The organism is Streptomyces sp. NPDC031265 (assembly GCF_055570295.1).
In genome coordinates this window covers 57,393-74,945 of record NZ_JBVIHM010000011.1, presented here as the reverse complement: position 1 = coordinate 74,945, position 17,553 = coordinate 57,393, and the positions used below count along the sequence as shown (strand labels likewise).

Below are 17,553 nucleotides of genomic sequence, written 5' to 3'. Positions count from 1 at the left end.
CCCCTCAGCAGGTGTTCCCGGACCCCCGAGCGGGAAGCGGCCCGCCTCGGAGGTGCTCCCGTGCCCCTGACCCAGCGACGGCTGCACACCGAGGCGTTCCGGCGGTTGCGGGAGCTACGGCCCGAACTGGTCGACGCCGAGGGCGAGTCGGACCTCGCCGCGCTGCTGGCGGCGCGCACCCGGGTCGCCGAGCGGCCGGACGCCGACGCCGTCCAGACGGTGGCGGTCGTGCGCCACTTCGACCCCGCGGCCTGGATCCGTGACGCGTCCGCCTTCGCGCTCGGGCTCGCGCCCGAGACGGCGGCGGCCTGGCGGCGCTCATTCACCCGAACGGTGTTCCTGGCCGGGAACCCCGCGAACCTGCTGGGCCGTTACTCATTCGACCGCCTGGCCGAGGACGGGTCGGTCGGCTGGTGCGGCCCGGCACCGGCCGAGAGCAGCGCGGGGCTGCGCCGCCTGCTCAAGCTGTTCCTGTCCACGGCCGCGTTCCCGGTGGGCCCGCCGAGAACGGTCACGGTCCCGCCCCCGACAGCCAGTCGGGGGGACTCCGGGGCGCAACGGCAGGCCCCGGCACCGGGGCCCGGCGCCGGACCGCTGCCGCGCGGCGCCGTCCCGCCGCGACCCTCCGCGCCGCGATCCGGCCCCCCGCCGAGGGCCGGGGTCCACCGCGACCTCTATGTGGCCGCTTCGGGTGTTCCCGTGCCCGAGGCGCTCGTCCACCTCAACCACCTCGTGGTCGAGGCGGCTCTGGACGGCCTGATCATGCCGGGAGACCGGCTGACCCTGCGCTCCGTCCCGAGCCTGACCGGCGCGACCGCGCCCTTCGCCGCGCTCCGCGTCGATGTCGACCGCACCCGTCCCCACCAGCTCCGCGCCTTTGCCGCACTGACCGAGGAGACTCCCCATGACTGACCGCACCACCCCTCCCACCGGCAGCGTCCCGGGCGCGCCGCCCGTCCGCCTGGGCATCCACGGCTCGCCCGATCTCGCCACCGCGATCGTCCGGGCGGCGGGCCGCGACGAGAGCGAGGTCGAGCTGGTCGGGTACGACGTGGCCGACCCGTTCCGTGGGCTGCGGGCCAAGGAACTGGACGTCATGATCGTCAAGTACGGGCTGCGGGAGCCGGACCTGGCGGTGAGCCGCCCGGTGGCACTCGACCCGCGCGCGGTGATCGTCGGCGCCCACCACCCGCTCGCCACGCACGCGTCCGTGTCGGTGGAGGAGCTGGCCGCCTACGAGGGCTTCCGCTGCCCCGGCGCCTTCCCGGAGTACGTGTGGGACGACGTGGTGCCGCCCCGCACCCCGAAGGGGCGCCGGATCCGGCGCGCGTACGACATGGGCACGGTGAACGGCCTGATGGGGACGCTCTCCGGGACCGACGCCGTCCATCTGACGTTCCAGTCCCTGGAGGCCATCGCGCCGGCTCAGATGAAGGTGATCCCGATCTCCGATCTGCCGCCCGCGCCGGTCGCCCTGGCCTGGCTGCGGGACCCCGCACCGGCCGCGCACACGGCCCGGTTCATCGCGGACGCCGAGAGCGGGAGCACGGCGCGATGACGGCGACGACGAACGGCCGGGTCCCCGTGGTCCTGCTGCACGCGCTCTCCCTCGACTCGTCGATGTGGGACGCGCACCGGGAGGCACTGGAGCGGCGTGGACATCTGGTCGTCGCCCCCGACCAGCGCGGCTTCGGGGCCACTCCGCTCGGTGACGAGCCGCCGTCGCTGGACACGGTCGCGGACGACCTGGCCCGCGAGCTGGACGAGCGCGGCATCGAGCGCGCGGTGCTGGTCGGGGTCTCGATGGGCGGCTATGCGGCGATGGCGTTCCTGCGCCGGCATCCCGGTCGGGCACTGGCGCTCGCGCTGCTGTCCACACGGGCGGACATGGACGACGAGGCCGCGCGCACGGCGCGGGAGGGCTTCCTGGCCCTCATCGAGGACCCGGTGAAGGGCCCGGCGGTCATCGAGTCGACCGCGCCCCGACTGGTCGGCGCCACCACGCGCGCCGAGCGGCCGGAGGTGCTGGCCCGGCTCCGTACCGTCGCGGCCGGGGCCTCTCCCGCGTCGCTGGCCTGGGCCCAGCAGGCGATCGCGGCGCGGCCGGACGCCCTGGACGTCCTGCGTGCCACCGACATCCCGGCCGTGGTGATCGTCGGTGAGGAGGACGAGCTGGTGTCGGAGTCGGACACGCGCGCGATGGTCGAGGCCCTGCCCCGGGGGCGCCTCGTGGTCGTCCCGGGCTCGGGACATCTGCCGCCGCTGGAGGCGCCGGAGGCCACCCAGGCCGAACTGGACGCCCTCCTGGCCGAACTGGACGCGCTCACGGCCGAAGTGGATGCGCACTGATGCTGACCGAAGACCACCGGGCCTGGGGGTTCACCACCTCCACCGGCCTCGGTTTCACCCACCACACCATCGTCGACGCGCACTTCGACGCATGCCGGGACGCCTATCTCCGCCTGCTCGGGCAGGCGGGCATACAGCCCGGCGCGAATGTCCTGGACGCGGGCTGCGGCGGCGGGGACTTCCTGCCGTGGCTGGCCGATCTGGTCGGCCCGGAGGGGCGGGTCTCGGCGGTGGACCTTGCCGAGGAGAACGCCGCGCTGGCCACCGAACGGCTGGCGCGGTGGTCCCCCGCCTGCCCGGTCGACGTCCGCCGCGCCGATCTGCTGGAACTCCCCTTCGCGGACGCCACGTTCGACGCCGTCTGGTGCGCGAACACCGTTCAGTACCTGAACGACTCCGAACTGGCCCTCGCGCTGCGGGAGCTGCGGCGGGTGGTGCGGCCCGGCGGCACGATAGCGGTGAAGGACCTGGACGCCCACCTGATCACGGCCCGGCCGGCGGACCCGTATCTCTTCACGGACTTCTTCCGCGCGGCCGGACGGACCCCCGGCTATGCGGCCCAGCTCCTGCGCACCCGCGATCTGTACCGCCTTCTGAAGGCCGCGGGCCTGACCGAGGTGCGGCAAAGGACCGTCCTGATCGAGCACTTCGCCCCGCTCACTCCGCAGGCCAGGGCGTTCTATGCCCCGACCTGTGCCCGGCTCGCAGAGCAGGCCCTGGCGCTCGGGCTGAGCGAAGAGTGGCGCCGCTTCGCGGACCCGGACGCCGCGGACCATCCGCTCGACGAGCCCGACGGATACATCAGCGAGGGCAATGTGCTGGCCGTCGGCACCGTGCCCGGTCAGCGGGAATTCCAGGAGCCGGTCACTCGTTCTGCGGGTGAGGAACACATCTAACGGACCTGCGGTCCGCAGGAGGCACGGAGTGAACAGCGAGCAGGACACCATCCGCAAGATCCTGACCGGGACCGGGGACACCTGGGCGGTCGTGGGTCTGTCGTCCAACGAGCGCCGCGCGGCGTACGGGGTGGCGGCGGTGCTGCAGCGGTACGGGAAGCGGATCGTGCCCGTGCACCCCAAGGCCGAGACGGTCCACGGCGAGCAGGGGTATCCGTCGCTGGACGCGATTCCGTTCAAGGTCGACGTGGTGGATGTGTTCGTGAACAGCGAGCTGGCCGGGGATGTGGCCGACCAGGCCGTGGCGGCCGGGGCCAAGGCGGTCTGGTTCCAGCTCGGGGTGATCGACGACGCGGCGTACGAGCGGACGCGGGCGGCGGGGGTCGACATGGTCATGGACCGGTGCCCGGCGATCGAGATACCCCGGCTGGGCTGAGCCCGCCCGGGGGCTCGGCGGCCCGCACCCCGCGCGGTACCGGCCGTGCAGCCGCACCCCGTCCCGCCGTGCTCGCCGTCCCGCCGCACCCCGTCGTCCGCTGTACCGGCCGTCCCGGCGCGCTCATACTGGCGCCATCCCCCAGCCCCCGAACGGACCCACGGGAGGCGCGCCTTGCCGCAGCTCATCCGTACCCCGGACGGCCGGAACCTGGCCGTCGAGAGCCGGGGGCACCCCCTGGGCAGGCCGGTGTTCCTGCTGCACGGCACGCCGGGGAGCCGGCACGGTCCGGCTCCCCGCAGCACCGTGCTCTACCGGATGGGCGTCCGCCTCATCACCTTCGACCGGCCCGGGTACGGGGACTCCGACCGGCGGCCGGGGCGCCGGGTGGTGCACGCGGCGGAGGACGTGGCGGCGATCGCCGACGCCCTGGGCATAGGCGAGTTCGCCGTGGTGGGGCGCTCCGGCGGCGCGCCGCACGCGCTGTCGTGTGCCGCGCGGCTTCCGGGGCGTACGGCCAGGGCGGTGGCGCTCGTCCCGCTCGCGCCGCGCGACGCGGACGGCCTCGACTGGTTCGACGGCATGACCGAGGACAACGTAAGGGCGTACACGATCGCGGCGGGCGGCCCGGAGGCGGTCACGGCCGCTCTTGAGGTGCGGGCGGAGGAGATACGGGCGGATCCGAGGGCGACGGTCACCGCGATGCACGACATGGTGCCGGGGCCGGACCGGGAGGTGCTGACCGACGCCGCGATCCGGGCGCTGCTCGTCCGTAACTTCGCGGAGGGGCTGCGCTGTTCGGCCGACGGATGGGTCGACGACGTACTGGCACTGAGCTCGCCATGGGAGTTCCGGCCGGAGGACATCCGTACGCCGGTGCTGCTGTGGCACGGCGAGCAGGACGTCTTCGCCCCCGCGCAGCACACCCGATGGCTGGCCGAGCGGATCCCGGGGGCACGCCTGGAAGTGCCCCCGGACGCCGCGCACTTCGGCGCGCTGGCGGTGTTCACCCGCGCCCTGCGCTGGGCCGCCCGCTCCTAGACCGGCCGGTCGCACGAGGCCCGGCGCTCGATGCGCAGGGCCACCGCCCCTAGGGCGTGTTTCGAAAGTCCCGTCTGCCCGGCGGCGTCTGGCACGCACGCTCGCCGCGTTGTCGGGATCACCCCGATACAACCAGTATCGGGGCGACCCTCCGCCTTGCGATCGCACGCACCAGACGCCGCCGGGCCCGCCCTTCGGGCGGACGACGCTACTTTCGAAACACGCCCTAGACCGGCTGGATTTCGATGTCCCGGTCCAGCCGCTGCCAGGAGCGGGCCGCCTCCGCGATCGGGTGGTCCACGCCCAGGCGTTCGGCGGCCGGTTCGATCACCGCCGCGCGCATTCCGGCCGCGTCCTCGCCCCGGTCCGCCGCCCGCAGGGTGACCGCCAGGTTCGACCGGCAGACCAGCACGTCCGGATGCCACGGGCCGAGCTTGTCGAGCAGTCCCTCCAGCGCGGCGTACTCCCATCGCTCGGCGAGGTCCAACCGGCCCAGATCTCCGTACACGTTCGCCAGATTGACGGCCGCGCACAGCGTGAAGGGGTGCTGGGGGCCGAGCGCCCGCTCCAGCCGGTCGCGTACCTCCTCGGCGTCCGCGACCGCCTCCTCGGCGCCTCCCGTCGCGCGCAGATGGACGACCACATTGGCCCGGCACGCCAGGCTGTACGGGTGGGACTCGCCCAGCGTCCCCCGGTATCCGTGGAACATCTGCCGCGCCAGGTCGAGGGCGTGCGCCGGGTCGCCGGTGGCCGCGAGGTCGGCGGCCAGGCCGACCCCGCAGGCGAGGGTGTCGGGCGAGACGGGCCCGTACCGGTCGCGGAACCGCTCGTACGTCTCCCCCGTCAGCCGCATCGCCTCGTGCGGATGCCCGGCCCTGCGCAGCGAGACGGCCAGGCTCTTGGCGGCGCGCAGCACCTCGGGCGCGTGCGGGTCCAGGACCCGGCGCAGTCCGTCCACGACTTCCCGCAGGACCTCCACCGAGACCGCGTACTCGCCGGTCTCCCGCAGGTCCCCGGCCAGGTTCATCTTGGTGACCAGGGTGTAGGGATGGTCGTCGCCGAGCAGCATGCCGCGCCGCTCCACGGTCCGCTCGTCGAGCCGCCGCGCGGCCTCGCTGTCCCCGGTCAGCCGGTTGTCGATGGCGAGGTTGTGCGCGGCGATCAGGGTGCGCCGGTGGGCCTCGCCGAAGAGGCGGCGCATGCCGCGGTAGACCCACAGGTCGCGTTCGAGCGCCTCGGTGAACCTGCCGACGGCGCGCAGATCGGCGGCCAGACTGCCGGTGACGATCAGCACGCTGGGGTGGTCGTCGGCGGGATGGCCGGCGTGGAAAAGGCGCAGCTGGCGGGCGAGGGTGTCCTCGTCCATGGTCAGGGCTTCCTGGTAACGGCCCTGCGCCCGCAGGGCGTTGGCCAGCTCGAAGCGGATGTTGAGGGTCTGCAGCGCGTCCTCGCCGAGCCGGCTGGTCCAGATCCGGTCCAGCTGGGCGCCGAAGACCCGGGCGCTCTCCAGTTCGCCGCGCCGCAGGAGGTAGCGGATCCGGTCGACCATCAGCTCACGGGCCTTGGCGTCGTCGCTGTCCGCGATGCCGGAGGCGTTCAGATGCGGCCAGATCAGCTCGAAGGCGGGCCAGCTCTTGGGGTCGTTCACCGGGTCGTCCCGGTCGACGCCCTCGGCCGGCCGCGCCTGCGCGAGGATGCGGTGGACCACGCTCTTGGTCTCGGCCTGCTCCTCGGCGCTGAGCGCGTCGCGCACGGCCGCCTGGACGAGGCGGTGCACCTGGATGCTGCTGTCCGCCGGGTCCACCTTGGCGAGGGCGAACCGATTCAGCGTCTGGATGACCCGGCCCAGCATGTACCGCTCGCGCAGATCGGCGTCGTACGGGAGCAGCGCGTCGAACATCGCGTCGCTGCCGATGAGCCGCATGGAGACGGGTTCGGCGGAGAAGAACGAGCAGATCTCCAGGAGGCGCACCGCGGCGCTCGACTCCTCGCGCAGCCTTTTGATGGATATCGCCCAGGTCGCGCCGAACCGCAGCCCGTACCCCTCCGGTGTGCCGAGCGAGAGGACCGTGGTGCTCTGCTCCGCGAGCTGGCGCAGATAGGCGTCCACGGGCGTCGCCGTCTCCGCGAGCCAGGCCGCCGCCACCTCCACGGCCAGCGGCAGGTCGCCCACCGCGTCGGCGACCAGGTCGGCGTCCTCGGGCGGCAGGCCCGCCACCCGCCAGGTCAGGTGCTCCACGCTCTCGAACCGGGTGAAGACCTCGACCTGGGTGGTCTCCACCCGGTTCGTGGCCGGTTTGTTGCGGCAGGTGGCGAGCAGATGCCCGTAGACGGGGCCGGGGAGCGGCCCGATGGGCGGGGGCAGCCGGCGCAGCGCCTCGTCCGGGTCCTCCACGTTGTCGAAGATCAGCAGCCAGCGCGGGTAGCGCTCGCCGCGCCACAGCTCCTGGAGGGCCGCCATGGCCGCCTCGGCCACCACGTCCCCCGTCCGTAGCCCCATCTCGGCGGCGAGCTGCGCCAGCGAGGCCACCACCAGGTCGGGCCGCTCCGCCTCGATCCACCACACCAGGTCGTAGTCGGCCCGGAAGCGGTGCGCGTACTCCAGCGCCACCTGTGTCTTGCCCACGCCGCCGAGTCCGTACAGGACCTGGGGCAGGCGCTGTGCGGAGCGGCTGTCGCCGCGCAGCTGGTCGCGCACCCGGTCGAGGAGGTCGGTGCGGCCGGTGAACCAGCTGTTGCGCGGCCGTACGTTCCAGATCCGGGGCGCGTTCCCGGGGAAGCGGGGGCGGTCGGGGGCGCACGGGAGCGCGGCGGCGGCCCCGCTCCGGCCGAGCGCGCCGAGCAGCGCGGCCGCCGCCTCGGCCTCGTCCACACGCACCAGGTCGACCGCGCGCAGGCCGCCCGGCGGCGGTGTGAGCCGTACGTCGCCGACGCGCACGGGCAGCACCTGACGGCGGCCGCCGGCCCGGTCCGGGGCCGGTCCGCTGTCCCACAGACCGCGTCCCGCACGGGACTTGAGGTAGGGCGGGGAGGCGATGTGCAGGACGCGGTGGGCACTGTCCTCGCCGGACTCCGGCACCGTCAGGTCGGACCGGGGGTCGCGGACGTCCACCGGGAAGGTGCGGAAGCCCGCCGCGCCGAGCACGGCGGACAGCCAGTCCACCCACATCCGGTCCTCGGACACGTGGTTGAGCACGATGTTCGCGGGCGAGGCGGGCCTGCGCCGGGTGAAGGCGGCGGCATGGGCGAGCCGCAGCGACTCGTCGATCGGCGGCAGCCCGGTGACCTGCCCGTGGGTGAGCACCGAGGTGAGCCGCTCGCAGGCGGCGAGCAGGGAGCTGCCGAGGTTGGGCGGATCCCCGAAGGTCGCCAGGACCTCCTCGTAGGCGTAGAAGGGCCGGTACGGGATCTCCACCGTGCCCCAGTAGCTGTCGGCGGCCTCGCCCGTCAGGCCGCTGGGGAGGCCCTCGAAGTACTCCCGGGCGAGCGCCCGCCCGGCGTCGGCCTTCTCCTTCTCGCCCTCGTCGATACGGGTCGGCACGGGCAGGATGCGGATGTTCCGCTCCTGGTAGCGCTCCTCGATGTACCGGGCGACGGCCGAGGCGCCGTCGATGCTCTGGTCGCTCAGGGTGAAGCAGACGACGAGCACCTGGGGCATCTGGACCGTGCAGATGTCGGCGATGTCGCTGAGTCCGGTCCGGCTGTCGATCAGGGTGAAGTCGTAGTGGCGGCGCATGTCGTCGCCCATGGCGTCGAAGAACTGGCCGCCGCCGGAGTGCTCGTAGAAGTGGTCCCAGTCCATCCGTCCCACGACCGAGGAGTAGTCGCGGTTGCGGCGGCCCGCCGAGAGGAAGTCCAGGCTGCCGCCGCTGGGGAAGGACCAGTCGAGGGTGACGGCGTGCGGGCGGACGCGCGCGTAGGCGCGGTGCCAGTCCGGGGTGCGCTCGCCGGGCCGCCGGGCCTCCTCCTGGTACTCGGTGATCAGGTTGATCAGGCCCGGGGTGGCCTCCAGATCACGCAGGTTGAGGAAGGGGTGGAAGAACCGGTGCAGGCCCGGCGCCTCCAGGTCCCAGTCGACGGCGAGCACCCGGTAGCCGTTGGCCGCCAGGATCCAGGCGCAGTTGGCGAGCGCCATCGTGCGTCCGGTGCCGCCCTTGTACGAGTAGAACGTGATGACGGTCCCGTCACGGTTCTCGGCCATCTGGGGGGCCCTCCACCTGCTCGGCCTTGCTCTTCCCGGCGGCGCGCTGTTCTCGCTGGTCCCCGGTGCGGCGGCGGGCCGGCCGGCCGAGCCCGACCCCGTCCGGCAGGACGTGGGGCAGCGGGCTGCCGGGCCCGGCCGGCCTGTCCGTGCGCGCGGCGCTCTCGTAGTGCCTGACCGCCGACCGGACCGCCCTGGGGAGCTCCTGGCTGAAGGCTTCCAGAGTAGGCAGCCCGCCGCCCTGCGTCAGGTGGCCGGGGCTCTGCCGCAGCCGTGTCGCGAGCACTTCGTCCGCGACATGGCGCAACTCGGCCTCGCGCGGGGGTGATTCGGGGTCGGCGCGGTTCCAGGGAACCATCACGCTGAGCCATGGGCGGGGCTCGGCGCAGAGCAGCCGCACCAGCTCCCGGTGGCGCGGCGAGTCCAGCGCCCAGCGGTCGAGCAGCAGCAGCCCGGGGGCGTCGGGCGGCCCCGGGCGCAGCAGCCTGTCGGCGCTGTCCTCGAACTCCGCGAGGCGCACCGCGTAGTTGAGGTTGACGACGAGGTCGGCGGTGTGGCGGGCCAGCGGCCGTGCGGACAGCGGGTGGTACGGGTTCCAGTCGCTGGGCCGGGGGCCGTAGCAGTCGGGGCCGCGCCCGCGCGGCAGGCCGTCGCGGGAGCAGGCGAGAACGGTCACCTCCAGGTCGCGCCCGGGGCCGGGGGCCGCCCCGAAGGCGGAGGTGAGCGTCGCGTAGTCCTGGAGCGGGTCGCCGTCGGCCACCCGGGTCCGCTCCGCGACGCTCACGATGCGCTTGGCGAGCTGGTAGACGGCGTGTTCGTAGTGGTCGCGCAGATAGCTGAGCTTGATCATCCCGTAGAAGCCCTCGTCGGCGTACTCGTCACCGAAGTCCGCATGGTGGAACTCCAACCTGCGTGCGGGCTCGGGAAGTTGGTGCGGCAGTACGGGGATCCAGAGCGCGGGGATGATCGCCGGGGGTGAACGGTGCTCGCTGCGCGACTGGTGGAGGGTGTCGCGCCCGGCGAACGCGAACCACTCCCGGCCGCACTGCTCGCTGAGGAAGTAGCGCGGCGAGTAGAGCGGTACGAAGACGCGGCAGTGCGCCAGCGCCTCGGTGATCTGCCCCTGCCAGTCCTCGCCCGGGCGCACGTGCTGGTCCATGAACCCGGCGGGCACCCCGGCCGGGAGCGCGGTCAGCTGCATCACGTGCGCGGACAGGTCGCGGAAGAAGCGCTGCACCCAGAGGTTGGGATCCTTGTCCCGGGGATCGTTCTTCGGCATGTGCGCGTAGCTCAGGAAGAAGTACGGCCTCGGCTCGTGTCCCCCGCCCCGCGCGGCTCCGTGCGGCACCGCTCCCTCCCGGTCCGAGTGGGTGGGTCCTCAGTGTAGAAAGCGAGCGATCCACGGCGGAACCGCTTGTACGCGCCGATTCGGGGGCGTCCGGTCACCCGCGCGGCGCGTTGCGGGCCCGCCAGGCGTCCCGGTGGCGCCGGGCGGAGTTGGTGGCCGCGGCGAGCGCCTCGGGTGCGACCCGCTCCTCCCGCCAGGCCGCGGCGGTCTCACCCATCCCGGCGACGAAGCGTTTGCCCGGGCCGGTGAGCGCGCCGCAGCGGGCGAGCGTGTCGATCGCCTCCGACGTCTGCCGGCGCCAGCGCGCGAACTCCGCCTCGGCCCTGCCGCGCGCCGCCGGGGTGTCCGCGGTGGTGCGCCGCACCCGCCAGAAGTCGGTGACCGCCAGGTGGGCGTACGCGCCTTGGAGCAGGGCGCCCAGCGGTCTCGGGTCGTCGCGCCACGGGGCGTAGTAGCGGCCGGTGTCCTCCGGGTCGTACAGGTCGCAGCTGTCGAGCACCGCGCCCAGCTTCACGTGCTGGAACTCGTGGACGATCAGGAGGGCGAGCGGGGCCGGGGCGGACGGGCGGGCGGCGCCCACGGCCCCGAAGGCGTCCCGGCAGGTGGCGCTGGTGTCGCCGCCCGCCCGGGGGCTGAGCGGGGTGATGGACCGCAGTCCGGCGGCGATTCCCGGTGCGTACGAGGGCAGATGGCGCTGGATCAGGGACCAGGCTCCGGCGAGCGCGTCGGCCCAGGCGCGCGCCCCGGACGCCGGCAGCCGCTCCTCGGCCGGCCAGGGGTAGCGGTCGCGCAGCGGGTCGGTGTCCTCCAGGGCGACCGTCCAGCCGCTCGCCTCGAAGAGCCGTACGGGCTGCCAGTGCGGGGTGCGGCCGTCCAGGCCCTCGCCCCAGCCCATCTCGATCCTGCGGCCCCCTGCCCGTACGGTGAACCCGTAGGATTGCGCGGTCAGTTCGGCCTCTTCGGCGCCGCCCGGCAGCAGGGCCCGGCCGATGCCGGGCAGCCGCAGGGTGCCGTCGCGCAACGGCACGACGACGGTGTCGGCGCGCCGGGCCCGCAGCGCCGCCGACGCCGCGAGCTCCGCCAGACCGCCCGCGAGCGCGCCGGGTTCACGGCCGCCGAGGACGCCGAGCGCCCATGGCCGGAAGTAGGGGTGGCCGAGGGCGGCCTCCAGGGCGTGCGGCGCCGCCGCGTCCAGGTCGAGCAGCAGCTCCCAGGCGGCGGCCGCCCGGCGGTCCGCCGGGTCGGCCCGGCCGCCGAGGGCGGCGAGCAGGCCGCGGTTGAGGTCGAGCTGGGCCAGGGCGAGGCGGGCGACGGTGTCGGCGCCGCCCAGCCCGGCGGCCAACTCCTCGAAGTCGGCCGGTTCCAGGGCCTGTTCGGCCTCGGGCCGGGTGGTGGGCTCACCGGCCCGGGCGTGCGCCGGGTGCTCGGGGAGCGACTCGTGCGTGCGGATGTTCATGATCAGCGCCATCAGGTCGGGGCAGAACACGGACGGATTGTCGAAGCCGGTTCCGGTCCGGTAGCGGTGGGCGTAGAGGCCGCCGCCGCAGGACGCGACCACGGGACAGGCGGTGCACTGCGCGCACAGCGCCTCGATCCCCTTCTGGCGGGCCAGCATCCCGGGGTGGGTGAGCACGTCGTCGAGGCTGTGCTCGAAGACGTTCATCCCGGTGGCCGGGGCGCCGTCGTAGGACGTCTTGAGGCTGTCCGCCTGCTCGAAGGTGCCGTCGGTCTCGACGACCACCAGGTCGGCCGGGGCGAGCCCGAGGGACTCGGTGAGGCTGCTGCCGCCGCGCAGGGTGCGCTGGACGGATTCGAAGAGCCGTACGGGGACCGGGCGCCCCTGCCCGTCCCAGCGGCGGTACACGGCGTCGAGCCAGTCCGCGTACGGCGCCGGCGAGCCCGCGGGGCGCGGCGGCGGGTGGTCCCAGGTGGCGTGCGGCAGCAGGAAGTCGATGCGCGGCGGGTCCAGTCCGGCCAGCGCGTCGTACACCGCGACCGGGTCGTTCTCCAGGTCGATGGTGCACAGCAGCCCGGCGAACAGCTCCCGGTAGCGGGGCCGGCCGAGCAGGGCGACCGCGTCGAGGACCCGGGCGTGGCTGCTGCGGCCGTCGGCGTAGCGGCGGTGGCGGTCGTTGGCCGCCCGGTCGCCGTCGAGCGAGACGCCGACGTGGACACCGAGTTCACGGAAGAGCTCGCAGAACTCCTCGTCGAGCAGGACCCCGTTGGTGTGGACGCGCAGATCGAGGGTGCTGACGCCGCGCAGGGCGCGGTGCAGCTCCTCGGCGGCGCGTCTCAGGAGCGCGGGCCCGGCCAGCAGCGGCTCACCGCCGTGCAGCACCACATGGACGGCGGGCAGCCGGTGGGCCCGGGCGTGGGCGGCGATCCCGGCCGCCGTGGCGGCCAGGATCTCGTGCGAGACCGCCCTGGGCCGGCCGCGCCAGCTGGTGTCGGCGTGTTCGTACACATAGCAGTGGTCACACGCCAGGTCGCAGCGGCTGTGCATCTTCAGTACGACCTGCGACACCACCGGAGGCGACCGGTCCATGGCGCGGGGCCTCCGGCTAGAGCGCCGACTGGAAGGCGGCGACCGGAACCGTCGAGGCGTTCTCGGCGATCAGGCGCTGTATCTCCGCGGGGAGTTCCCCGCCGCGCGCCTTGGCGGCCTGTGTGTGCAGTGATGGCCGTTCACGGCCCTGGCGGTCGGGCGCCGCACAAGGTCGTTCGGCGGCCGTGACGAGATGTCCCATGAATCCCCCCACCGGCGGGCGTGCATCGTTGCGGGAGGGCTTTTGCCCTCTCCGCACTTGTCTTCCCCGCATCGGCCACTCTCGCACAGGACCGCGCCGATCGGTCCGACTCCCGTGCATGGATGGCCAGTTCGCGCCACCCGACGGATTCCGACGGCATGAATCCCGGGCCCCTCCGGCACCACGGGCCAACGCGCCGGAGGTCTCAGCGTTCGAACGGGACCGAGATCGCCATGGTCATCTCCACCGGCTCGGTGCCGTCGTTGCGGTAGACGTGGCTCGTGCTGGCCTCGAAGGAGACCGAGTGGCCCGCCGGGACGGGGTGTTCGGCGCCGTCCACCACCAGGGTGAGGGTTCCCGCGGTGACGTGGATGAGCTCGAAGGTACCCACCGGGTGCGGGTCGGAGGAGCTGCCGTCGCCGGGCATCAGGTGCCACCGCCACATCTCCAGCGGGCCGGGGGCCTCGGTGCCCGCGAGCAGCGTGCTGGAGCTTCCCTGCTCGGTGGACCAGAGCCGGACGGCCTGGTCCGGCGGCACGATCCGCACGCTGGGCCCGCTCTCGTAGTCGAGCAGGGTCGTGATGCTCACCCCGAGGGCGTCGGCGATCTTGACGACGGTGCCGACGCTGGGGTTGGTCCGGGCCTGCTCGATCTGGATGAGCATGCCGCGGCTGACTGCCGCGCGGGAGGCGAGCGCGTCCAGGGTGAAGCCGCGCTCGGTGCGCCAGCGCTTGACGTTGCGAGCCAGGGACTGGGTCAGCAGATCGAGGTCCGACACATTCCGTCCAAGATGGGAGCCGCCGGGAGCGGCAGACTAATATTTTGGATGACAAGTTCAGTATAGTGAACTACGGTCCGGTGCACCGAACCGTTCACCGCACTGTACTGCGAGGCACTCTCATGACGGCACTCTTCGCCCTGGCCACCAGCCTCCTGTGGGGGCTGGCCGACTTCGGCGGCGGGCTGCTCACCCGCCGTACGCCCGCGCTGACCGTGGTCGTCGTCTCGCAGTCCATCGCCGTCGTCGTCCTGGGCGCGGTCGTCGTGGCCACCGGCGGGTGGCACGAGGCCGGGCCCCAGCTCTGGTTCGCGGTGGCGGCGGGCGCCGTCGGCCCGGTCGCGATGCTCAGCTTCTACAAGGCGCTGGCGCTCGGCCCGATGGGCGTGGTCTCCCCGCTCGGCTCGCTCGGAGTGGCCGTGCCGGTCGGGGTCGGCCTGGTCCTCGGCGAGCGGCCCGGCGTGCTCCAGTTCGCCGGGATCGCCGTCGCCGTGGCAGGCATCCTCATGGCGGGCGGCCCGGAGCTGCGGGGCGCGCCGGTCCAGCGGCAGGCGATCGTGCTCACGCTGCTCGCCGCGTTCGGCTTCGGCGCGGTGATGGCGCTGATCGCGGAGGCGTCGACCACTCTCACCGGCCTGTTCCTCGCGCTCTTCGTCCAACGCGTCACCAATGTCGCCGTCGGCGGCACGGCGCTGTACGTCTCGGTGAAGCGCGGCGGCGACGCGCTGCCGGAGGGCGGGATCAGCGTGGTCCGCGCCGCGCTGCCCGCGCTCGCCTTCGTCGGCCTGGCCGATGTGGCGGCGAACGGTACGTACTCGATCGCCGCGCAGCAGGGGCCGGTCACCGTGGCGGCCGTGCTCGCCTCGCTCTACCCGGTGGTCACCGCGCTGGCCGCGCGGGGTGTGCTCAAGGAGCGGTTGCGCGGGGTGCAGGCGGCGGGGGCGGGGATCGCGTTGGTGGGCACGCTGCTGCTGGCGACGGGCTGACGACACGCCGGGGCGGAAGTTCGTCTACGGGTCGGTGGTGGGCTGGTCGCTCCCCCAAGTTCTCGACTTCGCTCGAACAGGGGGGACCCCCATCGCGGCGGAGCCGCACAATGTCACAGCCCCGCGCCCCTGGGCGCTTACGCCTCGTCCGTCGCCAACTCCGCCACCGCGAGCAGCTGTTCGGGGGTGACACCCTCGGGGATCGGCACCGGGGCCGGTGTGCGCAGCGGCGGCTGCCAGCCGTTCTCCCGGTCCCAGGTCCGTACGATCCGGGCGGGCGCCCCGGCCACCACGGCGTGGTCGGGCACCTCGCCCCGCACCACCGCGCCCGCGGCGACCACCACGTTGCGGCCGAGCCGGGCGCCGGGCAGCACGACGGCGCCGGTGCCGAGCCAGCAGCCCGGCCCGATCTCCACCGGCTCCATCCGCGGCCACTGCTTGCCCACGGGCTGGTGCGGATCGTCGTAGCTGTGGTTGGTGGAGGTGATGTAGACGTACGGGCCGCAGTACGTGTTCGAGCCGATGGTCACCGTCGTGTCCGCGATGACGTGGCTGCCCCGGCCGAGCACCACACCGTCCCCGAGCGTCAGGATCGGCTCGGAGCCGAGGTCGAGGCCCGGCATCAACCCGGCCGTCAGCGTGACCTGCTCGCCGATGATGCAGTGGTCGCCGAGCTCGATCCACGGCTCGCCGAAGACCGTGCCCTGCGGGAAGGCGAGCCGGGTGCCGGAGCCGATCCGGCGGAACCGCAGCCGCCCGGGGTGCTCGGCGGTGATCGCCCCCGCCTGCTGCACCCACTGCCAGCCGCGCTGGACCGCGCCCGCGGCCAGCCGGCGCCGCCAGGCGGTCAGCGATGAGAACGTGTTTCTGTTCTTCGGCACCCGCACACGGTACTCACCGCCGACTGGGCTGGTCAGCGCCGGGACCTGTGATCTTCCGCTCAGCCCGGGCCCGGGCGGTCAGCCGCCGTGCGCCTCACGGTGGTCCCTGGCCAGCCCCAGATACATCAGCGCGTTGACCTTGATGCCCTCGCGCTCCTCCTCGGTGAGTTCGCGCCTGACCTTGGCGGGCACGCCCGCGACGAGCGAGCCGGGCGGTACGACCATCCCCTGCGGCACCAGCGCCTGCGCGGCGACCAGCGAACCGGCGCCGATCACGGCCCCGTTGAGCACGGTCGCCCCCATGCCGATGAGCACGTCGTCCTCGACCGTGCAGCCGTGCAGCACGGCGTTGTGCCCGACCGAGACGCGCTCGCCGACCGTCACCGGGAAGCCGGGGTCCACATGGACCGTGCAGTTGTCCTGAATGTTGCTGTCGGCGCCCAGCACGATCGGGCCGCAGTCGGCCCGCAGCACCGTGTGGTACCAGACGCTCGCCCCGGCGGCCAGGGTCACCTCGCCCAGCACCACGGCGGTCGGTGCGGTGAACGCCGCCGGGTCGACCTGCGGCTTCTTCCCGCCCACAGCCACGACCAACGCCTGCTCTGCCATGCGCCACTCCTTCGTACGGATCTCATCGCACCCAGGGGCACGGTAGGCGACGGATCGCCGGGGTGTGCGCCCGGGTGGCCCGTACGATCGCCGGATGGCACTCTTCCGGATCGACCGGCGTACGGAGGCGGGCCCCGCCGAGGTCTGGCGGCGGCTCACCGACTGGGCCCGCCACTCGGGAAGCGTCCCGCTGACCCGGATCACCGTCACCACTCCCGCACCCACCGGCGTCGGCACGGTCTTCGTGGCCCGCACGGGCATCGGGCGCCTCGCGTTCGAGGACCCGATGGAGGTCGTGGTGTGGGAGCCGCCCGAGCGGGGACGGCCGGGGCGCTGCCGCATGGAGAAGCGCGGGCGGGTGGTCACCGGCTGGGCCGAGATCGAGGTGCGCCCCGGACCCGAGGGGGCCGGGGCGCTGCTCGTGTGGCGGGAGGACCTGCGGGTGTGGCGGCTGCCCCGGCTGCTCGATCCGCTGACCGTCCGCGCGGGACGGCTGGTGTTCGGCCGCGCGCTGACCGCGCTGCTCGGGGAGTGAACCGCCCGGGACCGGCGGCGTTCAGTCCGTGGCGGGCACGCTCTCGGCCCGGTCCGACTCGATCTCGGCGGACGCCTTCTTCGCGCGGTTCTTGACGATCAGCATCGAGACCACGCCCAACACGGCCGCGAGCCCCAGACCCACGTACGAGAAGTTCTTCAGCCAGGACTCGGCGACCACGCCGATGTAGTAGATCGCGGCCGTCGTACCACCCGCCCAGCAGATGCCGCCGAGCACGTTGGCGATGAGGAACTTCCAGTACGGCATGTGCAGCACGCCCGCCAGCGGGCCCGCGAAGATGCGCAGCAGCGCGATGAAGCGGCCGAAGAAGACCGCCCACATGCCCCACTTCTTGAAGGACTTCTCGGCCATGGCGACATGGCCCTCGCTGAAGTGCTTGGGGAACTTGGCGCCGAGCCAGGCGAGCAGCGGTCTGCCGCCCTTGCGGCCGATCGCGTACCCGATCGAGTCACCGACGACCGCGCCCACGACGGCGGCGGCGCCGAGGATCACCGGGTTGATGTGACCTTCCTGGGACGCCAGCAGCGCGGAGCTGACGAGGACGATCTCGCCCGGCAGCGGAATGCCGAGGCTCTCCAAGCCGATGACCAGCCCCACCAGGAGGTAGACACTGACCGCGGGGATGTTCTCCAGCCACTCCTGGATGTGCAAGGCCCGTTTCCTCCCGATCGCGGCGGGCCGACGCCCGGCGTGCGCCCCCCTTGGCGCACGCCGGGAAGCCTACC

General features: G+C 73.5%; 16 protein-coding genes. 8 read left to right on the top strand and 8 right to left on the bottom strand.

The annotated features are described in order from the left end of the window. Positions 1-60 precede the first annotated feature (60 nt). From ACZ499_RS18700 to ACZ499_RS18675, 6 genes are all read left to right on the top strand, one after another. The gene (locus tag ACZ499_RS18700; protein WP_468676241.1) at positions 61-912 is read left to right on the top strand and encodes a DUF6182 family protein; all 852 of its coding nucleotides are present in this window, start codon (positions 61-63) and stop codon (positions 910-912) included. Continuing rightward, positions 905-1,558, top strand: a complete 654-nt coding sequence (locus tag ACZ499_RS18695) for a LysR substrate-binding domain-containing protein (RefSeq protein WP_468676239.1) — start codon at positions 905-907, stop codon at positions 1,556-1,558. The genes ACZ499_RS18700 and ACZ499_RS18695 overlap by 8 nt, the downstream gene beginning before the upstream one ends. After that, on the top strand, positions 1,555-2,349 hold the full coding sequence (locus ACZ499_RS18690) for an alpha/beta fold hydrolase (RefSeq protein WP_468676237.1): 795 nt from the start codon (positions 1,555-1,557) through the stop codon (positions 2,347-2,349). Before ACZ499_RS18695 ends, ACZ499_RS18690 begins: the two co-directional genes overlap by 4 nt. After that, a complete protein-coding gene (locus ACZ499_RS18685) occupies positions 2,349-3,245 on the top strand; it encodes a class I SAM-dependent methyltransferase (protein ID WP_468676235.1) in 897 nt (298 codons plus the stop codon). Before ACZ499_RS18690 ends, ACZ499_RS18685 begins: the two co-directional genes overlap by 1 nt. 28 nt (positions 3,246-3,273) lie before the next feature. Further along, entirely contained in the window at positions 3,274-3,681 is a 408-nt protein-coding gene (locus ACZ499_RS18680) for a CoA-binding protein (RefSeq protein WP_468676233.1), read from the top strand. Between the two features lie 174 nt (positions 3,682-3,855). Next, the gene (locus tag ACZ499_RS18675; protein ID WP_468676231.1) at positions 3,856-4,722 is read left to right on the top strand and encodes an alpha/beta fold hydrolase; all 867 of its coding nucleotides are present in this window, start codon (positions 3,856-3,858) and stop codon (positions 4,720-4,722) included. Positions 4,723-4,948: 226 nt separating this feature from the next. Here the strand turns inward: ACZ499_RS18675 and fxsT are convergent, their stop codons facing one another. The 5 genes from fxsT to ACZ499_RS18650 form a co-directional block, all read right to left on the bottom strand. Continuing rightward, positions 4,949-8,923: an FxSxx-COOH system tetratricopeptide repeat protein gene (gene fxsT, locus ACZ499_RS18670; RefSeq protein ID WP_468676229.1), complete on the bottom strand. Its 3,975-nt coding sequence runs from the start codon at positions 8,921-8,923 to the stop codon at positions 4,949-4,951. Then, positions 8,907-10,271 (bottom strand): TIR-like protein FxsC, encoded by a 1,365-nt coding sequence (locus ACZ499_RS18665; protein ID WP_468676228.1) that lies wholly within the window; start codon positions 10,269-10,271, stop codon positions 8,907-8,909. Before ACZ499_RS18665 ends, fxsT begins: the two co-directional genes overlap by 17 nt. 94 nt (positions 10,272-10,365) lie before the next feature. Continuing rightward, the gene (locus ACZ499_RS18660; RefSeq protein WP_468676226.1) at positions 10,366-12,816 is read right to left on the bottom strand and encodes an FxsB family cyclophane-forming radical SAM/SPASM peptide maturase; all 2,451 of its coding nucleotides are present in this window, start codon (positions 12,814-12,816) and stop codon (positions 10,366-10,368) included. A gap of 16 nt (positions 12,817-12,832) precedes the next feature. Continuing rightward, entirely contained in the window at positions 12,833-13,018 is a 186-nt protein-coding gene (locus ACZ499_RS18655; protein WP_468676223.1) for a hypothetical protein, read from the bottom strand. 205 nt (positions 13,019-13,223) lie between these two features. Further along, positions 13,224-13,796 (bottom strand): helix-turn-helix domain-containing protein, encoded by a 573-nt coding sequence (locus tag ACZ499_RS18650; RefSeq protein ID WP_468676222.1) that lies wholly within the window; start codon positions 13,794-13,796, stop codon positions 13,224-13,226. Between the two features lie 122 nt (positions 13,797-13,918). Here ACZ499_RS18650 and ACZ499_RS18645 point away from each other — a divergent pair, with 122 nt between their 5' ends. Then, the gene (locus ACZ499_RS18645) at positions 13,919-14,782 is read left to right on the top strand and encodes an EamA family transporter (RefSeq protein WP_468676219.1); all 864 of its coding nucleotides are present in this window, start codon (positions 13,919-13,921) and stop codon (positions 14,780-14,782) included. A gap of 137 nt (positions 14,783-14,919) precedes the next feature. Here ACZ499_RS18645 and ACZ499_RS18640 read toward each other — a convergent pair whose 3' ends face one another. Both ACZ499_RS18640 and ACZ499_RS18635 read right to left on the bottom strand, forming a co-directional pair. Further along, a complete protein-coding gene (locus ACZ499_RS18640; protein ID WP_468676218.1) occupies positions 14,920-15,663 on the bottom strand; it encodes an acyltransferase in 744 nt (247 codons plus the stop codon). 78 nt (positions 15,664-15,741) lie between these two features. After that, positions 15,742-16,272 carry a gamma carbonic anhydrase family protein gene (locus tag ACZ499_RS18635; RefSeq protein ID WP_468676216.1) on the bottom strand — a complete coding sequence of 177 codons (531 nt, stop codon included), beginning with the start codon at positions 16,270-16,272 and terminating at the stop codon, positions 15,742-15,744. A 94-nt stretch (positions 16,273-16,366) separates the two neighbouring features. Between ACZ499_RS18635 and ACZ499_RS18630 the strand changes: the two genes are divergently transcribed. Continuing rightward, positions 16,367-16,807 carry an SRPBCC family protein gene (locus ACZ499_RS18630; RefSeq protein ID WP_468409575.1) on the top strand — a complete coding sequence of 147 codons (441 nt, stop codon included), beginning with the start codon at positions 16,367-16,369 and terminating at the stop codon, positions 16,805-16,807. A 21-nt stretch (positions 16,808-16,828) separates the two neighbouring features. Here the strand turns inward: ACZ499_RS18630 and ACZ499_RS18625 are convergent, their stop codons facing one another. After that, positions 16,829-17,479 carry a DedA family protein gene (locus tag ACZ499_RS18625; RefSeq protein WP_468676214.1) on the bottom strand — a complete coding sequence of 217 codons (651 nt, stop codon included), beginning with the start codon at positions 17,477-17,479 and terminating at the stop codon, positions 16,829-16,831. Positions 17,480-17,553 lie beyond the last annotated feature (74 nt).

What these genes read in the sequence shown, in the direction of transcription:
- ACZ499_RS18630 (WP_468409575.1), top strand. Translation starts at nt 16,367, where the DNA reads ATGGCACTCTTCCGGATCGACCGGCGTACGGAGGCGGGCCCCGCCGAG.
- ACZ499_RS18695 (WP_468676239.1), top strand. Translation starts at nt 905, where the DNA reads ATGACTGACCGCACCACCCCTCCCACCGGCAGCGTCCCGGGCGCGCCG.
- ACZ499_RS18660 (WP_468676226.1), bottom strand. Translation starts at nt 12,816, where the DNA reads ATGGACCGGTCGCCTCCGGTGGTGTCGCAGGTCGTACTGAAGATGCAC.
- ACZ499_RS18655 (WP_468676223.1), bottom strand. Translation starts at nt 13,018, where the DNA reads ATGGGACATCTCGTCACGGCCGCCGAACGACCTTGTGCGGCGCCCGAC.
- ACZ499_RS18645 (WP_468676219.1), top strand. Translation starts at nt 13,919, where the DNA reads ATGACGGCACTCTTCGCCCTGGCCACCAGCCTCCTGTGGGGGCTGGCC.
- ACZ499_RS18685 (WP_468676235.1), top strand. Translation starts at nt 2,349, where the DNA reads ATGCTGACCGAAGACCACCGGGCCTGGGGGTTCACCACCTCCACCGGC.
- ACZ499_RS18690 (WP_468676237.1), top strand. Translation starts at nt 1,555, where the DNA reads ATGACGGCGACGACGAACGGCCGGGTCCCCGTGGTCCTGCTGCACGCG.
- fxsT (WP_468676229.1), bottom strand. Translation starts at nt 8,923, where the DNA reads ATGGCCGAGAACCGTGACGGGACCGTCATCACGTTCTACTCGTACAAG.
- ACZ499_RS18635 (WP_468676216.1), bottom strand. Translation starts at nt 16,272, where the DNA reads ATGGCAGAGCAGGCGTTGGTCGTGGCTGTGGGCGGGAAGAAGCCGCAG.